The 17823-nt window shown below is 53.4% G+C and carries 15 protein-coding genes and 2 tRNA genes; 1 reads left to right on the top strand and 16 read right to left on the bottom strand.

Annotation, left to right across the window (positions count from 1 at the left end):
- Positions 1-33: 33 nt before the first annotated feature.
- From rlmB to nnr, 14 genes are all read right to left on the bottom strand, one after another.
- The gene (gene rlmB, locus OGW44_RS25265; protein ID WP_003830482.1) at positions 34-765 is read right to left on the bottom strand and encodes a 23S rRNA (guanosine(2251)-2'-O)-methyltransferase RlmB; all 732 of its coding nucleotides are present in this window, start codon (positions 763-765) and stop codon (positions 34-36) included.
- Between the two features lie 70 nt (positions 766-835).
- Complete coding sequence (gene rnr / locus OGW44_RS25260) at positions 836-3298, bottom strand: ribonuclease R (RefSeq protein ID WP_185654797.1); 2463 nt, start codon at positions 3296-3298, stop codon at positions 836-838.
- A gap of 38 nt (positions 3299-3336) precedes the next feature.
- Positions 3337-3762 carry a nitric oxide-sensing transcriptional repressor NsrR gene (nsrR, locus tag OGW44_RS25255; protein ID WP_185654798.1) on the bottom strand — a complete coding sequence of 142 codons (426 nt, stop codon included), beginning with the start codon at positions 3760-3762 and terminating at the stop codon, positions 3337-3339.
- Positions 3763-3978: 216 nt separating this feature from the next.
- On the bottom strand, positions 3979-5277 hold the full coding sequence (purA, locus tag OGW44_RS25250) for an adenylosuccinate synthase (RefSeq protein ID WP_003025606.1): 1299 nt from the start codon (positions 5275-5277) through the stop codon (positions 3979-3981).
- Positions 5278-5379: 102 nt separating this feature from the next.
- A complete protein-coding gene (locus OGW44_RS25245) occupies positions 5380-5577 on the bottom strand; it encodes a DUF2065 domain-containing protein (RefSeq protein ID WP_019078201.1) in 198 nt (65 codons plus the stop codon).
- Positions 5578-5659: 82 nt separating this feature from the next.
- On the bottom strand, positions 5660-6664 hold the full coding sequence (gene hflC, locus OGW44_RS25240) for a protease modulator HflC (protein ID WP_016155510.1): 1005 nt from the start codon (positions 6662-6664) through the stop codon (positions 5660-5662).
- 2 nt (positions 6665-6666) lie between these two features.
- Positions 6667-7920 (bottom strand): FtsH protease activity modulator HflK, encoded by a 1254-nt coding sequence (gene hflK / locus OGW44_RS25235; protein ID WP_016151416.1) that lies wholly within the window; start codon positions 7918-7920, stop codon positions 6667-6669.
- Between the two features lie 189 nt (positions 7921-8109).
- Positions 8110-9390 carry a ribosome rescue GTPase HflX gene (gene hflX / locus OGW44_RS25230; protein ID WP_016151415.1) on the bottom strand — a complete coding sequence of 427 codons (1281 nt, stop codon included), beginning with the start codon at positions 9388-9390 and terminating at the stop codon, positions 8110-8112.
- A 74-nt stretch (positions 9391-9464) separates the two neighbouring features.
- The gene (hfq, locus tag OGW44_RS25225; protein WP_003025584.1) at positions 9465-9773 is read right to left on the bottom strand and encodes an RNA chaperone Hfq; all 309 of its coding nucleotides are present in this window, start codon (positions 9771-9773) and stop codon (positions 9465-9467) included.
- An 84-nt stretch (positions 9774-9857) separates the two neighbouring features.
- Positions 9858-10808, bottom strand: coding sequence for a tRNA (adenosine(37)-N6)-dimethylallyltransferase MiaA (gene miaA / locus OGW44_RS25220; RefSeq protein ID WP_185654799.1), 951 nt, complete (start codon positions 10806-10808; stop codon positions 9858-9860).
- Positions 10801-12663: a DNA mismatch repair endonuclease MutL gene (gene mutL, locus OGW44_RS25215; RefSeq protein WP_185654800.1), complete on the bottom strand. Its 1863-nt coding sequence runs from the start codon at positions 12661-12663 to the stop codon at positions 10801-10803. Before mutL ends, miaA begins: the two co-directional genes overlap by 8 nt.
- 9 nt (positions 12664-12672) lie before the next feature.
- The gene (gene amiB / locus OGW44_RS25210; protein WP_019078199.1) at positions 12673-14004 is read right to left on the bottom strand and encodes an N-acetylmuramoyl-L-alanine amidase AmiB; all 1332 of its coding nucleotides are present in this window, start codon (positions 14002-14004) and stop codon (positions 12673-12675) included.
- Positions 14005-14020: 16 nt separating this feature from the next.
- Complete coding sequence (gene tsaE / locus OGW44_RS25205) at positions 14021-14482, bottom strand: tRNA (adenosine(37)-N6)-threonylcarbamoyltransferase complex ATPase subunit type 1 TsaE (protein WP_016151410.1); 462 nt, start codon at positions 14480-14482, stop codon at positions 14021-14023.
- Positions 14454-16001 (bottom strand): bifunctional ADP-dependent NAD(P)H-hydrate dehydratase/NAD(P)H-hydrate epimerase, encoded by a 1548-nt coding sequence (gene nnr, locus OGW44_RS25200; RefSeq protein WP_094761028.1) that lies wholly within the window; start codon positions 15999-16001, stop codon positions 14454-14456. The genes tsaE and nnr overlap by 29 nt, the downstream gene beginning before the upstream one ends.
- Here nnr and queG point away from each other — a divergent pair.
- Positions 16000-17139, top strand: a complete 1140-nt coding sequence (gene queG, locus OGW44_RS25195; protein WP_185654801.1) for a tRNA epoxyqueuosine(34) reductase QueG — start codon at positions 16000-16002, stop codon at positions 17137-17139. The genes nnr and queG overlap by 2 nt on opposite strands.
- A 269-nt stretch (positions 17140-17408) precedes the next feature.
- Here the strand turns inward: queG and OGW44_RS25190 are convergent.
- Together OGW44_RS25190 and OGW44_RS25185 are read right to left on the bottom strand one after the other, a co-directional pair.
- Positions 17409-17484: transfer RNA gene (locus tag OGW44_RS25190), tRNA-Gly, on the bottom strand.
- Positions 17485-17527: 43 nt separating this feature from the next.
- A tRNA-Gly gene (locus OGW44_RS25185) sits at positions 17528-17603 on the bottom strand.
- Positions 17604-17823: the final 220 nt, after the last annotated feature.

The following is a 17823-nucleotide window of genomic DNA, read 5'->3' as shown; positions in this document are numbered from 1 at the left end:
GGCTTGAGAGAAGAGAGAAATGAGGGAGATAGTTTAGCCGCGCTGGCGTACAGCCTCAAACAGGCAGATGCCCGTCGCAACTGAAACATTCAGCGACGAAACGCTCCCAGCCATCGGGATGCTGATCAGTTCGTCACAGTGTTCGCGGGTCAAACGACGCATACCTTCACCCTCTGCGCCCATCACCAGCGCCAGACGTCCGGTCATTTTGCTCTGGTAGAGAGTATGGTCAGCTTCACCTGCGGTTCCGACGATCCAGATATTCTCTTCCTGCAGCATACGCATAGTGCGCGCCAGGTTGGTCACACGGATCAGCGGTACGCTTTCTGCCGCGCCGCAAGCCACTTTTTTCGCCGTTGCATTCAACTGCGCAGAACGATCCTTCGGTACGATAACAGCATGGACGCCAGCAGCATCGGCGCTACGCAGGCATGCCCCCAGGTTATGCGGATCGGTAACACCATCGAGGATCAAAAAGAACGGCTGATCGAGCGTAGCAATCAGATCCGGCAGATCGTTTTCCTGATACTGACGACCCGGCTTCACGCGAGCAATAATTCCCTGATGTACCGCACCCTCGCTTTTCTCATCCAGGAACTGGCGGTTAGCCAGCTGAATGACAACACCCTGTGCTTCCAGTGCGTGGATCAGCGGCAGCAGGCGTTTATCTTCACGACCTTTGAGAATAAAGACGTCCTGGAAGCGCTCAGGCGCACGTTCCAGCAGAGCCTGCACCGCATGGATGCCGTAAATCATTTCACTCATGAATGTACTCGTTAATAGTTTATGCGTAACGCGGGCAACGCGAGGTTGCCCGACTTACTGTTTATGGCTGTTATTGCGCGACTTTCTTTTTCGTCGCGCGTTTAGCTTTAGTGGCGGCAGCGATTTTAAGCGTTTTTGCCGATGGCTTTTTCGCTTTTTTATCGCCTTTCTTCTCAGCCGTTTTTTTATCCGCCTGAGGTTTGGCTCTGCCTTTCTTCTCGCCGCGGAAAGCGCTATCCGGCTCGAAATTTACTTTTTTGCCCATCTGACGACGCTTACCGGTATTTTTACCCGCATCGCCTTTTTTCGCTTTTTCACGCGCGGTTTTACCTTCATTGCGCGGTGCACGTTCGCTGGAGATCAAACTGAAGTCGATTTTACGCTCGTCCATGTTGACCGCTTCCACGCGAACTTCCACGCGATCGCCCAGGCGATACATTTGACCGCTGGATTCCCCCGTCAGACGCTGCCCAACCTGGTCAAAACGATAGTAGTCGTTATCCAGGGAGGAGACATGCACCAGACCGTCGATAAACAGCTCATCAAGACGGACGAAGAAACCAAACCCGGTAACGCTGGCGATCACGCCTTTGAAGATATTACCTACCTGATCCAGCATGAAGTCGCACTTCAGCCAGTCAGAGACGTCGCGTGTGGCTTCGTCAGCACGGCGCTCGGCCATCGAACAGTGTTGACCCAGCTGCAGCATCTCTTCCATCGAATAATGGTAGCCACCCGTTTCCGTGGTGTTGCCTTTATGGCCCTGCTCCTGCGCCAGCAGATACTTAATCGCCCGGTGCAAGGAGAGATCCGGGTAACGACGGATCGGCGAGGTAAAGTGAGCATAAGATTGCAACGCAAGACCAAAGTGACCGCGGTTTTCCGGATCGTAAATCGCCTGCTTCATTGAACGCAGCAGCATAGTTTGCAGCATTTCTGCGTCAGGACGGTCAGCAATCGACTCCAGCAGTTCAGCGTAATCACGCGGTTCGGGTTTATTACCGCCGGGCAGCTCCAGCCCCAGCTCCGCCAACACCGAACGGAACGAATTAATCGCTTCGGTCGTCGGCTTATCGTGAATACGGAACAGTGCCGGCTCTTTGGCTTTCTCAACGAATCGCGCCGCTGAGATGTTCGCCATGATCATGCACTCTTCAATCAGTTTGTGCGCGTCATTACGCTGCGTCTGCTCAATACGCTCAATACGGCGTTCAGCATTGAAGATAAACTTCGCTTCTTCACTTTCAAACGAGATACCGCCACGCTCTTCACGCGCTTTATCCAGCACTTTGTAGAGGTTATGCAGCTCTTCAATGTGTTTAACCAACGGCGCGTACTGCTCACGCAGTTCCTGATCGCCCTGCAGCATGTGCCAGACCTTGGTGTAGGTCAGACGCGCATGGGAGCTCATAACCGCTTCGTAGAATTTAAAGCCTGTTAAGCGGCCTTTCGACGAAATGGTCATTTCACAGACCATACACAGCCTGTCCACCTGCGGGTTGAGCGAACACAATCCGTTAGACAGCACTTCCGGTAGCATCGGAACAACCTGCGATGGGAAGTAGACGGATGTGCCACGGCTGCGCGCTTCCTGGTCCAGCGGAGTCGGCGGGCGAACGTAATAGCTTACGTCAGCAATCGCCACCCATAAACGCCAGCCGCCGCCGCGCTTCTTCTCGCAGTAAACCGCATCGTCGAAGTCACGCGCATCTTCGCCATCGATAGTGACCAGCGGCAGGGAGCGCAGATCGACACGTCCGGCTTTCGCTTCCTCCGGCACTTCTTCTTTCAGGCCAGCGACCTGTTTTTCGACCGCCTGAGGCCAGATATACGGGATTTCATGAGTACGCAGCGCCATATCAACGGCCATGCTGGTTCCCATGTTGTCGCCCAGGACTTCAACAATTTTACCCACCGCTTTAGTGCGACGCGTCGGACGCTGGGTCAGCTCAACCACGACCACAAAGCCCATACGAGCACCCATCACCTCTTCCGGCGGGATCAGGATATCAAAGCTCAGGCGGCTGTCGTCAGGGACGACAAACCCAACGCCAGCGTCGGTGAAGTAGCGACCGACAATCTGGCTGGTTTTCGGTACCAGTACGCGCACAATACGCGCTTCGCGACGACCTTTACGGTCCGCGCCCAGCGGCTGTGCCAACACCTGATCGCCATGAATACAGGTTTTCATCTGCTCGCTGGACAGGTACAGGTCATCTTTGCGGCCTTCAACGCGCAGAAAGCCGTAGCCATCACGGTGGCCAATAACGGTACCTTTCAGCAGGTCAAGACGCTCCGGCAGCGCATAGCACTGACGACGAGTGAAGACCAGTTGCCCGTCACGCTCCATGGCGCGCAGGCGGCGACGCAGCGCTTCTTGCTGCTCTTCACCTTCAATGTTGAGTTCAGCGGCCAGCTCATCGCGGTTGGCCGGTTTTTCACGTTTAGTTAAATGTTCGAGGATAAATTCCCGGCTCGGGATAGGATTCGCGTATTTTTCTGCTTCGCGTTCCTGGAAAGGATCTTGTGACATCGAGGTTCCTCCATTGTCAGCTCTGATGAAGATTTTCGTCACTCCACCAGCAATAATTTATAAAGCGGTTGATTCTCTTCAACCAAATCAGCAAGTGTGTAGTTGTCCAGTTCCGTGAGAAAACTTTGCACTGCCTTAGAAAGCGCCTGTTTAAGTCGACAGGCTGCGGTAATGTGGCAAAACTCGCTGCTACAATTGACCAACGATAGTGGTTCCAGCTCGCGAACCACATCACCAATACCAATATCCTTAGCTGGTTTACCCAGGCGGATACCGCCATTTTTTCCTCGAATAGCAGTAACGAAGCCCGCACGGCTAAGTTGATTGATTATTTTGACCATATGATTACGGGACACGCCGTAGACTTCTGTCACCTCAGAAATACTGGTCATACGTCCTTCGGGAAGTGACGCCATGTAGATTAGCGCACGTAATCCGTAATCGGTGAAACTTGTTAACTGCACATCAACCTCAGGAAAAGGGATAAAACGGATAAACCTGGTGGTATTAATTACATTGATGATAAACCAGCCACCAGCCAGGTCGCTAATTTATTTCAGTTCAGGAAGGAAAAAAGCGAGGAACTTACGTGATTTTAAGCCGGATTATGATGCAAAGCGCCTCATCCGGCCTAAGATAGTGCAAGCGCAGCGCCATTCGACGCCACGCTATAACCAGAATTATGCGTCGAACGGGTCGCGCAGGATCATGGTTTCAGTACGGTCTGGGCCAGTTGAGATAATATCAATCGGCACACCGGTCAGTTCTTCAATACGCTTGATGTAGTTCAGTGCTGCCTGCGGCAGACCGCTACGTTCCTTCACACCGAAGGTGGATTCAGACCAGCCCGGCATGGTTTCGTAGATCGGCTCGATACCTTTCCAGTCGTCTGCAGCCAGCGGGGTAGTCGTTACTTCACGGCCATCCGGCATACGATAAGCGACACAGATTTTCACCTCTTTCAAACCGTCCAGTACGTCCAGTTTGGTCAGGCAGAAGCCAGACAGGGAGTTAATCTGTACTGCACGGCGTACCGCAACGGAGTCCAGCCAACCGGTGCGACGACGACGACCGGTGGTCGCGCCATACTCGTTACCTTGTTTGCACAGGAACTCGCCAACGTCATCAAACAGCTCAGTCGGGAACGGACCCGCGCCTACACGTGTAGAGTAAGCTTTGATGATACCCAGAACGTAATCCACATAACGTGGACCCAGGCCGGAACCAGTCGCCACGCCACCTGCGGTGGTGTTGGAAGACGTTACGTACGGATAGGTACCGTGGTCGATATCCAGCAGGGTACCCTGTGCGCCTTCGAACATGACGAAATCGCCACGCTTACGCGCCTGGTCCAGCAGATCGGAAACATCAACAACCATAGAGGTCAGGATGTCGGCAATCGCCATCACATCATCCAGCACTTTCTGGTAATCAACTGCTTCAACTTTATAGAAATTCACCAGTTGGAAGTTGTGATATTCCATCACTTCTTTCAGTTTTTCAGCGAAGGTTGCTTTATCAAACAGATCGCCAACGCGCAGACCGCGACGAGCTACTTTGTCTTCATAAGCCGGACCGATGCCACGACCGGTAGTACCGATCGCTTTCTCGCCACGCGCTTTCTCACGAGCATTATCCAACGCAACGTGATAATCAAGGATCAGCGGACAAGCTTCAGACAACAGCAGGCGCTCGCGAACCGGGATGCCACGATCTTCCAGTCCTTTCATTTCTTTCATCAGCGCGGACGGAGACAGTACAACACCGTTACCGATGATGCTGATGACATTCTCGCGAAGAATACCTGATGGAATAAGATGGAGGACGGTTTTTTCACCGTTGATTACGAGAGTATGGCCTGCGTTGTGACCACCCTGGTAGCGCACAACATATTTAGCCCGTTCAGTCAGAAGATCGACGATCTTCCCTTTACCTTCGTCACCCCATTGGGTGCCCAGTACGACGACGTTGTTACCCATTTTTCAAAATCACCGTTTGCTTAAAAATGGATTCTACCACCGCTTTTTCAGATATACAGCACTTTTTGCATGCGAAAATCCGCAAAATAGGCTACTTATTGATCAGCCAATCGTTTTCCTCAACATGTAGTAGACCACAACGCCCGCAACCACAAGACCTCCACCAAAACGACGCAAAGTATTTTCGGGAAGTTGCGCCATTGCGGAAATCATTTTCTTCCACGCGCGGGGATAAAGCATAGGGCCCAGGCCTTCCAGCACCAAAACCAGCGCGAGCGCCAGCAAAATTGTTGAATTCATCCATCGTCCTTTTATAAAAAGAAAACCACCGCATCCCTGGGGATGCCGGTGGTTTTGCTGGTTTAAAACCGCTGGAACTTTATTAGCGTGTCGTAGTGCTCGGTGTCTTCATGTAGCGGAAGAAATCGCTGTCCGGGCTCATGACCATCACGTCCTGGTTGCCTTCGAAGCTCTTCTCGTAAGCACGCAGGCTACGGATGAAGGCGTAGAAGTCAGGATCCTGGCTGAACGCATCGGCAAACAGTTTAGCGGCTTCTGCATCGCCTTCACCGCGCATGATGCGGCCTTGACGCTCAGATTCTGCCAGCGTTTTAGTCACTTCATAATCCGCCGTGGCACGCAGTTTTTCCGCTTCTTCCTGACCTTGTGAACGATGGCGACGCGCTACCGCTTCACGCTCAGCGCGCATACGGTTGTAGATAGCCTCAGACACTTCAGCAGGCAGGTTGATTTGCTTGATACGCACGTCAACCACTTCGATGCCCAATGCCGCCATACTGTTCGGGTTGATGACCGGTACTTTACCGTTTGTTTCAGCCTGAACACGCTCAGCAGCTTCGGCAATCGCGCTATCTGCCGCCGGAGTCGCGACTTCATCTTCCGTGCCAGCAGAACCGGAGTTCAGCGCATCACGAACTTCCAGCGTCAGACGACCGCGGGAATCGGTAACGATGTCTTTCACGTCCAGACGACCAATTTCAGAACGCAGACGGTCAGAGAACTTACGTTTCAGCAGGACTTCTGCCTGAGAAACATCGCCACCGCCCGTTGCCAGGTAGTAACGGCTAAAGTCACTGATGCGCCACTTAATGTAGGAGTCAACGATCAGGTCTTTCTTCTCTTTGGTAACAAAGCGATCGGCCTGGTTGTCCATGGTCTGAATACGCGCATCCAGCATCTTCACAGATTCAATAAACGGAATCTTGAAGTGCAGGCCTGGTGCAACAACCAGCGGCTTGTTTTCATCGTCACGCAGAACTTTACCAAAGCGCAGAGTAATCCCGCGCTCGCCTTCTTTGACCACAAAGACAGACATGAACAGAACTACCAGAACGATGATGATAATCGCAATAACTGACTTACGCATCGTTATTCCCCCTGACGCTGGTAGTCGTTACGCTGCGCGTTCGCGCGGCGTTGGTCCATAATATCGCCCTGACTGGTGGACGAGGTATTGCTTGCTCCAGTGCCGGACGTCGTTGCTGGCGGCAGACGCAGCAGGTTTGAACTGCTGTCACTCTTTGCTGCTGGCGCACTACCGCCTTTCAGCATTTGATCCAGCGGCAGAACCATCAGATTGCTGCCCTTATCGTTAACCAGGACTTTGCGGGTATTGCTCAGCACTTTTTCCATGGTTTCGATATACAGACGCTCGCGAGTAATTTGCGGTGCGGCTTTATATTCCGGCAGAATTTTTGCGAAACGAGCCACTTCACCCTGTGCTTCCAGGATGGTTCGCGTTTTGTAAGCACGCGCTTCTTCCAGAATACGCTGCGCCTGACCGTTAGCACGTGGCTGAACTTCGTTGGTGTACGCTTCTGCTTCACGGATGTACTGCTGCTCGTTTTCACGTGCTGCAATGGCATCGTCAAACGCGGCTTTTACTTCTTCCGGCGGACGTGCTGCCTGGAAGTTGACGTCCAGCAGGGTGATACCCATGTTGTACGGACGGATCGTTTCTTCCAGTTCACGCTGGGTATCGCTACGAATAACGGTACGCCCTTCGGTCAGGATACGGTCCATGGTGTATTTACCGATAACCCCACGCAGGGCGCTGTCGGTTGCCTGACGCAGACTGTCATCCGCGCTGGTTACGCTAAACAGGTAACGCTGCGGATCGGTCACGCGGTACTGCACGTTCATTTCAACGCGTACGACGTTTTCGTCAGAGGTCAGCATCACGCCGGATGCGGCAAGTTCACGCACGGCTTCCACGTTGACCGGGGTCACTTCGTCGACAAAGGTCGGTTTCCAGTTCAGACCCGGTTCAACCAAATGGCTGAATTTACCGAAGCGTGTCACCACGCCGCGTTCCGCTTCTTTAATGGTGTAGAAACCGCTGGCCGCCCAGATAATGACGATAGCTGCCGCTGCGATAGTAAAAACTCGACCACCCAATTGCGGACGCGGGCCTTGCGATGAGCTACCGCCGCCAGAACCAGCACCTTTACCGCCACCCAGACCACCGAGCTTTTTACTCAGTTTGCGGAAGATATCATCCAGATCGGGAGGTCCCTGATCGCGACCACCTTTGTTTCCATTTCCCTCAGGGTTGCCGCCAGGTTTGCTGCTTCCCCACGGGTCGCGGTCTTGTCCGTTATTACCGGGCTGATTCCACGCCATTTTTGTGCTCCATATTTGTTATGCGATGCTATACCTGCGTATTTTGCGCTGCCGATGCGTTGGCTACGCCCCTTAATCTCAGTCACATAGTTGACTATGCTCCTGAAGATTTCAGGACTTGCCACCTTCATGCTGCACAAAACCCACAAGGTATAGAGGCGAAAAAATCTTCAGGCCATATCCGTCAGGTCAGACAATATAGTCTTCCAGTGCCGGTTCTTGTTTACAGAGGCGACGCCAGTCTACGATCGGCATACGAACCTGCAGACCTACGCTGCCGTCCTCCTCCATCCACTCTCTTTCTATTGCCTGAAGTTGGTAAAACCGGCTTCTCAGACGCCCTTCCTGCGGCGGCAAACGCAACGTATGCTGCGCCACCTCACCGGAAAGTCGCTCAGTCAAAGCCTGAAAAAGCTGTGGTATACCTATTCCCGTTTGCGCTGAAACCCAAACGCGAATGGGTTTATTCTCTTCATCTCTGTCGATACGTGGTTCAAAATCATCCAGCATATCGATTTTATTCATCACCAGCAGAGTCGGGATCTCATGCGCATCGATCTCTTCGAGCACCGTGTCGACGGCCTCGATGTTTTCCTGCACACGAAAATCTGCAGCATCAATAACATGCAGCAGCAATGTCGCCTGACGCGTTTCCTGCAGGGTGGCTTTAAACGCCGCCACCAGGTCGTGCGGCAAATGACGGATAAACCCTACGGTATCCGCCAGCACGGTTTCACCGACGTCCGCTACGTCTATACGGCGCAGCGTTGGGTCCAGGGTCGCAAACAGCTGATCCGCTGCGTAAACCCGGGCTTCGGTGATCTGGTTGAACAGGGTGGATTTTCCGGCGTTGGTATATCCCACCAGTGATACGGTTGGGACATCCGCTTTCTTGCGCGACTGTCGCCCCTGCTCACGTTGCTTTTCAACTTTTTCCAGGCGCGACTGTATTTGCAAAATGCGATTACGCAGCAAACGACGGTCGGTTTCGAGCTGGGTTTCACCCGGACCGCGCAAACCTATCCCGCCCTTTTGCCTTTCAAGGTGGGTCCAGCCACGGACCAGACGAGTAGCCATATGGCGCAACTGCGCCAGCTCAACCTGCAACTTACCCTCATGGGTGCGCGCACGCTGGGCAAAAATATCTAAAATAAGACCTGTCCTGTCGATAACAAGACACTGGCACAACTGTTCCAGGTTACGTTCCTGGGCGGGGCTTAGAGCATGATCAAAAATCACCACCGCAGCGCCAGTCGCTTTTACGGCTTCCGCAATTTCGATTGCCTTACCTTCACCAACAAAATACTTCGGGTGCGGTGCTTTACGGCTCCCGGTAATCACCTGCATTGCTTCGACACCGGCGGAAGAAACCAGAGATTCAAACTCCTGGAGGTCTTCCATATCTTTGTCTTGCGAAAAATAGATGTGTACCAGTACCGCCTGCTCACCGGCATCATAACGGTCAAACAAGCGTCAACCCCTTAATATATATCAACGGGGAACGCAGGATCGCTGGCTCCCCGTGTGTAAAACAGCTAACAACCTTATTCGGTTTCTTCGCTGTCCTGTTGCGCAGATGAACCTTGCGCGTTGCTACCGTGATGGTAGTTGCTGCCAGTGCCGCCGGTGGCATTATTGCTGTGATGAGAAACCGGGCGAGACGGGACAACAGTAGAAATCGCGTGCTTATAAACCATCTGGCTGACCGTGTTTTTCAACAGGATCACGAACTGATCAAAAGACTCGATTTGACCTTGCAGCTTAATACCATTCACCAAATAAATAGAAACTGGAACACGTTCCCGACGCAGTGCGTTCAGGAACGGATCTTGTAAAGATTGCCCCTTAGCCATTCTCTCTTTTCCTTATATGCTTATTTGTACTTTGAACCTTTCGATTCTGAAAAATTGCGCACGATACGTTTCAATTGTACACATTCAGTTCGCGATAGCACCAACAACCTGTAATACTTCGTTTCGCGCCTGGTCAGGCTTTTCACTGTCAAGCCAGTGCACCCCTTCCCAACCACGCAACCAGGTTACCTGTCGTTTCGCCAACTGCCTCGTGGCGCAAACACCTCTATAAACCATTTCATCGTATGAAATTTCGCCTTCAATGTATGACCACATCTGGCGATACCCTACACAACGAATGGAAGGCAAATCCGTATGCAAATCTCCACGGGCAAATAGCGCCCGGACTTCTGCTTCAAAACCTGAAGCCAACATCTGATGAAAACGCTGCTCAATTCGCTGATGGAGCAGTTCACGGCTCGCCGGGGCGATAGCAAACTGATGCACCTGATACGGCAAAGCATCTCCTGACGTTTGCGTCAGCTCCGTTAAAGTTTTACCCGAAATGAAAAAAACTTCCAGTGCCCGGGAAAGTCTTTGCGGATCATTTGGATGAATACGCGCCGCAGCCACCGGATCTATTTCCTGAAGCTGTCGGTGTAACGCGTCCCACCCATGCTCTGCCGCCTGCTGCTCAATTCTGGCCCTGACTTCCGGATCTGCCGACGGTAACGGCGACAGCCCTTCAAGCAAGGCTTTGAAATATAACATTGTGCCGCCCACCAGCAGCGGAATACGCCCCGCGGCGGTGATATCGCCCATCTCGGCTAACGCATCGCGGCGAAAATCCGCAGCAGAGTACGCCTGGGACGGATCGCGGATATCCAGCAACCGGTGCGGCGCGGCCTGTAATTCATCTGCATCAGGCTTGGCTGTACCGATATCCATCCCCTTGTAAATAAGGGCGGAATCAACGCTTATCAACTCTACAGGCAAAACTTTACGCAATTCAATTGCCAGTGCCGTTTTACCGGAGGCCGTCGGCCCCATCAAAAAAATCGCCTTTGGCAGGCTCGCCTTACGGGTATCACTCATGTTTCAGGGCATTCATTACCGAATGTAAATCAACAGGTTGTAACAAACCACCCGGCGGCGCCTTCACGAGTTGTGGGCAAAGCCGCTCAACATCCGCTAACAGCGTAATCGCCTGAGCCATGCTCCACTGCGGATGCTCGCTAATCAGATTACGTGCAATCCACTGTGCAATATTGCCCGGTTCGAATTCGGACTGCTGCGCCAGGTAGCCTATCAGTTCAGGAATCAAGATTTGTAAATTTTGTTGGCGTAAGGGTAAAGGCACCGCCCGGATGGTCACATGCTGTGCATCCAGTTGAAATTCAATACCCAACTCAGCCAGTTGGCTCTGCCCTTTTTGCAGCGCCGCTTTTTCATCAGCGGTCACTTTTAGACGTAAAGGGATCAGTAACGGCTGAGCGCAAACGACGCCCTGGTCCGGCGTTAACTGCGCCTGACGTAGCCAACGTTCCGCCACCGGCAATGCCAGCAACCGAATATGACCATTGCATTCGAGTAATGCGCAGTCCGTACCGACAATGGTTAGCACCCGCCCAAAGCCCTGGCTGTTGCCGGTCAGAGGTGCTGATGGCGTTTCAGAAACCGGCGTTTTACGCGGCGGAACCGGCGTCTGTAGCAGTTGCTGATAAATCTCACCCTGCTGCTTTTGATATCCAGGCTGGGCATGAGGCCAACTGGCCCCCATCTGACGGCCACCACTGCTGCCAGCGCCAGCAGATGCTGAGTAACGCGGTGTCGCAGGTTCACGCGCCGGGGCCGGTTCGGCAAAATGGTTACGCCCGGCCGCGACGCGGTTTTCTGGGATGTGCCTTGGCGCGGGCTCGTCGTCATCAGCCAACGGCAGCGGCGTTTCAAGCTGCTGTTGCAGGACGCTCAACACGCCCTGGTAAATAAAATCATGCACCAGGCGTGATTGATGAAAACGGACCTCATGTTTGGCGGGATGTACGTTAACATCCACCTGATGCGGGTCGATTTCCAGATACAGCACAAAAGCGGGCTGCTGATCGGCTCCCAGCTTATCTTCACAGGCCTGGCGGATAGCATGGTTGATCAACCGGTCGCGCATCATCCGGCCATTCACATAGCAGTACTGGATTTCCGCCAGCGCCGTCGTCGTGTGGTTAGGATCGGCCACCCAGCCGCGCAGCGTTAAATCGCCATGCTGCCATTCAATCGCCAGCGCATGTTCCAGAAACGGCGTGCCGCAAATCGCGCCCAGTCGGCGCTCCTGCTGCCCATCCGCGGCCACTGCCCGGTACTGACGCACCACTTTGCCGTTGTGCGACAAATTAATCGTCACATCAAAACGTGCCAGCGCAATGCGGCGGATTATTTCGTCGATATGATTAAATTCCGTTTTCTCGGTGCGCATAAACTTGCGCCGCGCCGGGGTGTTGTAGAACAGATCTAACACCTCCAGCGTGGTTCCCACCGGATGCGCAGCGGGTTTAACCGTCACATCCATGTCGCGCCCTTCGGCATAGGCTTGCCAGGCTTCAGGTTGTTCTTGCGTACGCGACGTCAGGGTTAAACGAGAAACGGAGCTGATACTGGCCAGCGCTTCGCCGCGAAACCCGAGGCTCACGATGGCTTCGAGATCGTCAAGCGAGGAAATTTTACTGGTGGCATGACGCGCCAGCGCCAGCGCCAGCTCGTCTTTTTTAATCCCGCAGCCGTTGTCACGAATACGGATAAGCTTCGCGCCGCCGCGCTCAACATCAATATCAATGCGCGTCGCACCAGCATCAATACTGTTTTCCACCAGCTCCTTCACCACTGACGCAGGCCGTTCTACCACCTCGCCTGCGGCAATCTGGTTCGCCAGCTGTGGCGGTAGAACCTGAATCGGCATGGCTAATCCTTAATTTGTTAACGTGTTGCCAGGCGATACCGCACTCGCGGTTTGCGCCGGTGTGCCTTGAGGCCCGGTTTGCATCGGGTGCGCCTGGAAATAGTTACGCAATCCTTTGTAAATTGCCTCGGCCAGCTGCTGCTGGTAGTCATCACTCGCCAACAGACGTTCTTCGCTGTTGTTACTGATAAAGCCGGTTTCAACCAGCACTGACGGGATATCAGGCGAACGTAATACCCCAAGGCTGGCGTGTTCCGGACGACGCTTATGCATCGAGCCAATACGTTCTAACTGGCCGATCATGCTGGTCGCTACATCATACCCAACGCGTTGCGAATGACCGAACTGCAGATCCAACACGGCCTGGCTGAGATAAGGATCGGACTGGCTGTTTGCCAGAACATCGCCCGCCCCACCCAACAGTTCCGATTGCTTTTCGTGCTGTTCCAGCCAGCCGGCCATCTCACTGTTTGCCCGACGGTTTGACAGTACCCAGACGGAAGCACCAGTGGCATCCCGGTTTGGCGCAGCATCCGCATGAATAGAGACCAGGAAGTTGGCGTTTTGTTTACGCGCAACGTCTGAACGCCCCATCACCGAGATAAAGTAATCGCCATCACGGGTGAGTACGCCTTTAAACATCGGGTCATCATTGAGCAAACTGCGCAGTTTGCGCGCTACGGCAATAGTGACGTTTTTCTCACGTGTGCCACCGGGACCAATAGCGCCAGGATCCTGCCCGCCGTGTCCGGCATCAATGGCGATAACTACTTTTTCGCCGTTACTGGTACTGGCGCGCGCCGCAGGTCGTGTGGAGGTATTACTGTTGGTTACCATCGTGGTGCGATCGTTTTCCGCTTTAAACGGATTACGCGCAGGCTCGGCAGGGCGCGGGGCGATAACCGGCGCTTCAACACGCTTCGCAACCACTGGAGGTGGTGGAGGCGGCGGTGGCGCATCAGCTTTGATGGTAAACACGACGGTATAATTGCCGCCGTTCTGGCGTTTTACGGCTTCGGCTTTGCCGTTCTCGGTTAAATCCACAACCAGGCGCAGAGACTGCGCATCTTTTGGCGTGCCGGAACGGATAGATTTCACCAGATTATTGCCGCTAAACAGCAGCGGTAACCCCTGAATCACACCGGTTTGTTTAATATCCAACGCGACGGTTCGTTTCCCGTCCTGCGAAACTGCGTATTCAGGATCGCCAATAAAGCTCAGCGTAATCCGCGCTTGTTGATCGCCATTGGACACCTGAAGATCGGAGAGGCTGGCGGCCCCTGCCTGCGCGCACAGCAGGACCAGTGTTGCCATCAGCCAGTTTCTGATGCGATAAATCATCCCGCCACCCTTAAGGTTAATCGGCTAAACGCGCCAGCAATAAATCACCCGATGAGGAGACTGCGCTTATGCGCGCCTCTCGACCTTGCGCCTGATATTCAATGTGTATTTCGACGTCCGGGTCTGGCAGTACACCTTTACCTTGTTGCGGCCATTCCACCAGGCAGATGGCGTCATTGGCAAAATAATCGCGGATCCCCATAAATTCCAGCTCCTCTGGGTCCGCAAGTCGGTACAGATCGAAGTGATATACCATCAAATTATCGAGCGAATAGGGTTCAACCAGCGTATAGGTAGGGCTTTTTACATTTCCTTTGTGACCTAACGCCTGCAGGAATCCCCGGCTGAAAGTGGTTTTACCCGCCCCCAGGTCGCCGTACAAATAAATTACCGTCGCGCCATCACAGGCTTTGGCTACCCGCAGTCCCAGGTCTAAAGTCGCCTGCTCATCAGGTAGTGGAATTACTCGATTCATCATGATAAACGTCAATCACATCAGGGTTAACAATACGCTGTAGCGTGGTAAAGAGATCTGTCGCCAGCATGCCGCGCGTACCAAAACGCGCCGCCAGCACATCCGCCGCCGCACCGTGTGCGACACATCCCGCACATGCCGCATCATACGGGGTAAGCTTCTGTCCGAGCAATGCGCCAATAATACCGGAAAGCACATCACCCATTCCGCCGCTGGCCATTCCAGCATTGCCGGTATCAATAATACCCAATTCGGCCTGTTCGGCAGCAACAACCGTACCCGCGCCTTTCAGCACGACGACGCCTCCGTACCGTTTTACCAGACGTTGTGCGCAAAGTAATCGATCGTCTTCAATTTCTGCAATGGAACAGCCCAGAAGTCGCGCGGCTTCACCAGGATGCGGCGTGATCACGCGATTGTGACGTTTATCAGGGTTGATTGCCAGCAGGTTCAGCGCATCCGCATCCCAGAGCATCGGTTTGCGAAAATTCTCTACCTTTTGCAGCGCTTTTTTACCCCATTCCTGCTGACCAAGCCCTGGTCCTATCACCACAACATCCGCCCACGCCAGGCTCTCTTCCAGAGTCTGCGGCGTCAGCGCATCGACCATCAGTTCCGGTCTGGCAGTCAGAATAGGCGCAATATTTTCACTTCGGGTTAGCACTTTGACCAACCCGGCTCCTGCACGCAGCGCCGCTTCACCGGCCATGCGTATTGCGCCAGCCGTGCCGTGGTCACCACCGATGATCACCAGCCGACCGTGGGAGCCTTTGTGCGAGGTGGGTCGACGCGGCGTTAACCAGTGTACAAGCTGTTGAGCATCAAACCGTTGCAGCGGCGCGTTCTGTCCCGCCAGCCAGTCGTCCAGTCCGAGTGCGTTAACATGCAGGCGTCCGGTGACATCGCGCGCTTTACCGGTTAGCAGACCAGGCTTTAACGCAATAAAGGTCACGGTGTGCGCAGCATTGATAACCGCACCCGGCGCCGCGCCCGTCTGCGCCAGCAGGCCGGATGGAATGTCTATCGCCACGACAGGGGCAGGATGGTGATTGGCACGTTCGATCAATGCCGAGAGAGGCTCACGCGGCGCGTGTTTTAAGCCCGTGCCTGACAGCGCATCAATAATGACGTCCACGCGATCTGGCCAATTGATATCCGCAGCATGAATGACGCCACCGGCGTTAAGCCAGGCGTCGCGCGCCTGCTGTGCTTCCTCGGGGAGCGCTTTATCACTCTCCTGCGCCAGCAACGTAATATCAAGCCCCTGAGCTTTGGCAAGCCTTGCCACCACGTAACCATCACCACCGTTGTTGCCATGACCACATAGCACCAGCCAGTGCTGAGCGTTTGGATATGTCTCGCGGGTGACCTGAAACGCCGCCTCTCCCGCCCGTTGCATCAGCTCGTACAACGTCAGTCCTAAACTGTCTGCCGCCTCTCGCTCCATCCGCCTGATGTCATCGGCGTGCCAAATGGAGTGTGGTATACTTGCGGGGTTTTTCTTCATTGTATGGTCCGTCATGTCAGAGCCCCTCGATCTCAATCAGTTAGCGCAAAATATTAAGCAGTGGGGGCTGGAGCTTGGCTTTCAGCAGGTCGGTATTGCCGATACCGACCTCAGCGAAGCGGAGCCCAAACTGCAGGCCTGGCTGGATAAACACTATCACGGCGAGATGGACTGGATGGCCCGTCACGGCATGATGCGCGCCCGACCTCACGAATTATTACCCGGTACGTTACGTGTCATCAGCGTACGTATGAACTATCTTCCTGCCAATGCGGCCTTTGCCAGCACGTTGAAAAACCCCACTCTGGGTTACGTCAGCCGTTACGCGCTTGGGCGCGACTACCATAAACTGCTGCGTAACCGCTTAAAAAAGCTGGGAGAGAGGATTCAACAGCACTGCGTTTCGCTGAATTTTAGACCTTTTGTCGATTCTGCGCCCATTCTTGAGCGTCCATTAGCGGAAAAAGCCGGGCTTGGCTGGACAGGTAAGCACTCACTTATCCTCAATCGCGAAGCTGGTTCATTTTTCTTTCTCGGGGAATTACTGATCGATTTGCCCCTGCCGGTCGACAACCCAGTAGAAGAAGGATGCGGGAAATGCGTCGCCTGTATGACCATCTGTCCCACCGGGGCCATCGTTGAACCCTACACGGTAGATGCGCGCCGCTGTATCTCTTATCTCACTATCGAACTGGAAGGCGCGATCCCGGAAGAATTTCGTCCCCTGTTGGGGAATCGAATTTACGGCTGCGATGATTGCCAGCTCATTTGCCCGTGGAACCGATACTCGCAGTTGACGACAGAGGATGACTTCAACCCACGCAAACAACTTCATGCTCCAGAGTTAATAGAGCTGTTTAGCTGGAGCGAAGCGTGGTTTTTAAAAGTCACGGAGGGGTCTGCTATTCGTCGTATTGGCCACCTGCGCTGGCTGCGAAATATCGCCGTTGCGCTGGGTAATGCCCCATGGGATGAAGCCATTATTCACGCGCTGGAAAGTCGCAGAGGTGAGCACCCACTTCTCGACGAACACATAGAATGGGCGGTTGCTCAGCAAATCGAGAAGCGAAATGCCTGCGTAGTTGAAGTGCAGTTACCGAAGAAACAACGTTTGGTCAGGGTCATTGAAAAGGGTCTGCCGCGTGACGCTTAAGTCATCCACAGCTTGTGTATAAAAATAAAAACACATTGATATTCAAGAGGGAAAAAATCGTCAAGTGATCGCATTAACAATTTGAAATGATAATTAATTCAATATTTTCAAAGAGTTAAAATGATACTATTCACCCGACTAAGTTTTTTGCAATCCAGGAATAATACCCGAACCTGTGGATAAGTCTGTTTACAAGAGTATGTCAATGACGAAACAAAACGTCCCCAACGTATTTATTCGCTGTGGATATTTTTATTGGGGTAAGAATTTGGAGCGGGAAACGAGACTCGAACTCGCGACCCCGACCTTGGCAAGGTCGTGCTCTACCAACTGAGCTATTCCCGCTTGGGTGTGTCTGTGCTTTGTAGACATAAGCACTTTCAAATTTTGGAGCGGGAAACGAGACTCGAACTCGCGACCCCGACCTTGGCAAGGTCGTGCTCTACCAACTGAGCTATTCCCGCTTAATCTTCGTCTTTCGAACCACTACTGCGTTGGCTGCCTTCATTCGCCTAAGTCACTTACTTCGGTAAGCTTCTAAGGACTCATTCAGTTGCCGCCTTGTCGCAATTCGAAATTCTGCGATTGGTGGTCTGTGCTTTACAAGCACTTTCAAATTTTGGAGCGGGAAACGAGACTCGAACTCGCGACCCCGACCTTGGCAAGGTCGTGCTCTACCAACTG

This window comes from Citrobacter sp. Cb023, assembly GCF_030336805.1.
Taxonomy (GTDB): Bacteria; Pseudomonadota; Gammaproteobacteria; order Enterobacterales; family Enterobacteriaceae; genus Citrobacter; species Citrobacter braakii.
Note: the sequence above shows the minus strand (reverse complement) of the source record. Positions and strands in the feature narration are given on the sequence as shown.

Coding starts and splice junctions, on each gene's coding strand:
- rlmB (WP_003830482.1), bottom strand. CDS start 765: ATGAGTGAAATGATTTACGGCATCCATGCGGTGCAGGCTCTGCTGGAA.
- rnr (WP_185654797.1), bottom strand. CDS start 3,298: ATGTCACAAGATCCTTTCCAGGAACGCGAAGCAGAAAAATACGCGAAT.
- purA (WP_003025606.1), bottom strand. CDS start 5,277: ATGGGTAACAACGTCGTCGTACTGGGCACCCAATGGGGTGACGAAGGT.
- OGW44_RS25245 (WP_019078201.1), bottom strand. CDS start 5,577: ATGAATTCAACAATTTTGCTGGCGCTCGCGCTGGTTTTGGTGCTGGAA.
- hflC (WP_016155510.1), bottom strand. CDS start 6,664: ATGCGTAAGTCAGTTATTGCGATTATCATCATCGTTCTGGTAGTTCTG.
- hflK (WP_016151416.1), bottom strand. CDS start 7,920: ATGGCGTGGAATCAGCCCGGTAATAACGGACAAGACCGCGACCCGTGG.
- hfq (WP_003025584.1), bottom strand. CDS start 9,773: ATGGCTAAGGGGCAATCTTTACAAGATCCGTTCCTGAACGCACTGCGT.
- miaA (WP_185654799.1), bottom strand. CDS start 10,808: ATGAGTGATACCCGTAAGGCGAGCCTGCCAAAGGCGATTTTTTTGATG.
- mutL (WP_185654800.1), bottom strand. CDS start 12,663: ATGCCGATTCAGGTTCTACCGCCACAGCTGGCGAACCAGATTGCCGCA.
- amiB (WP_019078199.1), bottom strand. CDS start 14,004: ATGATTTATCGCATCAGAAACTGGCTGATGGCAACACTGGTCCTGCTG.
- tsaE (WP_016151410.1), bottom strand. CDS start 14,482: ATGATGAATCGAGTAATTCCACTACCTGATGAGCAGGCGACTTTAGAC.
- queG (WP_185654801.1), top strand. CDS start 16,000: ATGTCAGAGCCCCTCGATCTCAATCAGTTAGCGCAAAATATTAAGCAG.
- nnr (WP_094761028.1), bottom strand. CDS start 16,001: ATGACGGACCATACAATGAAGAAAAACCCCGCAAGTATACCACACTCC.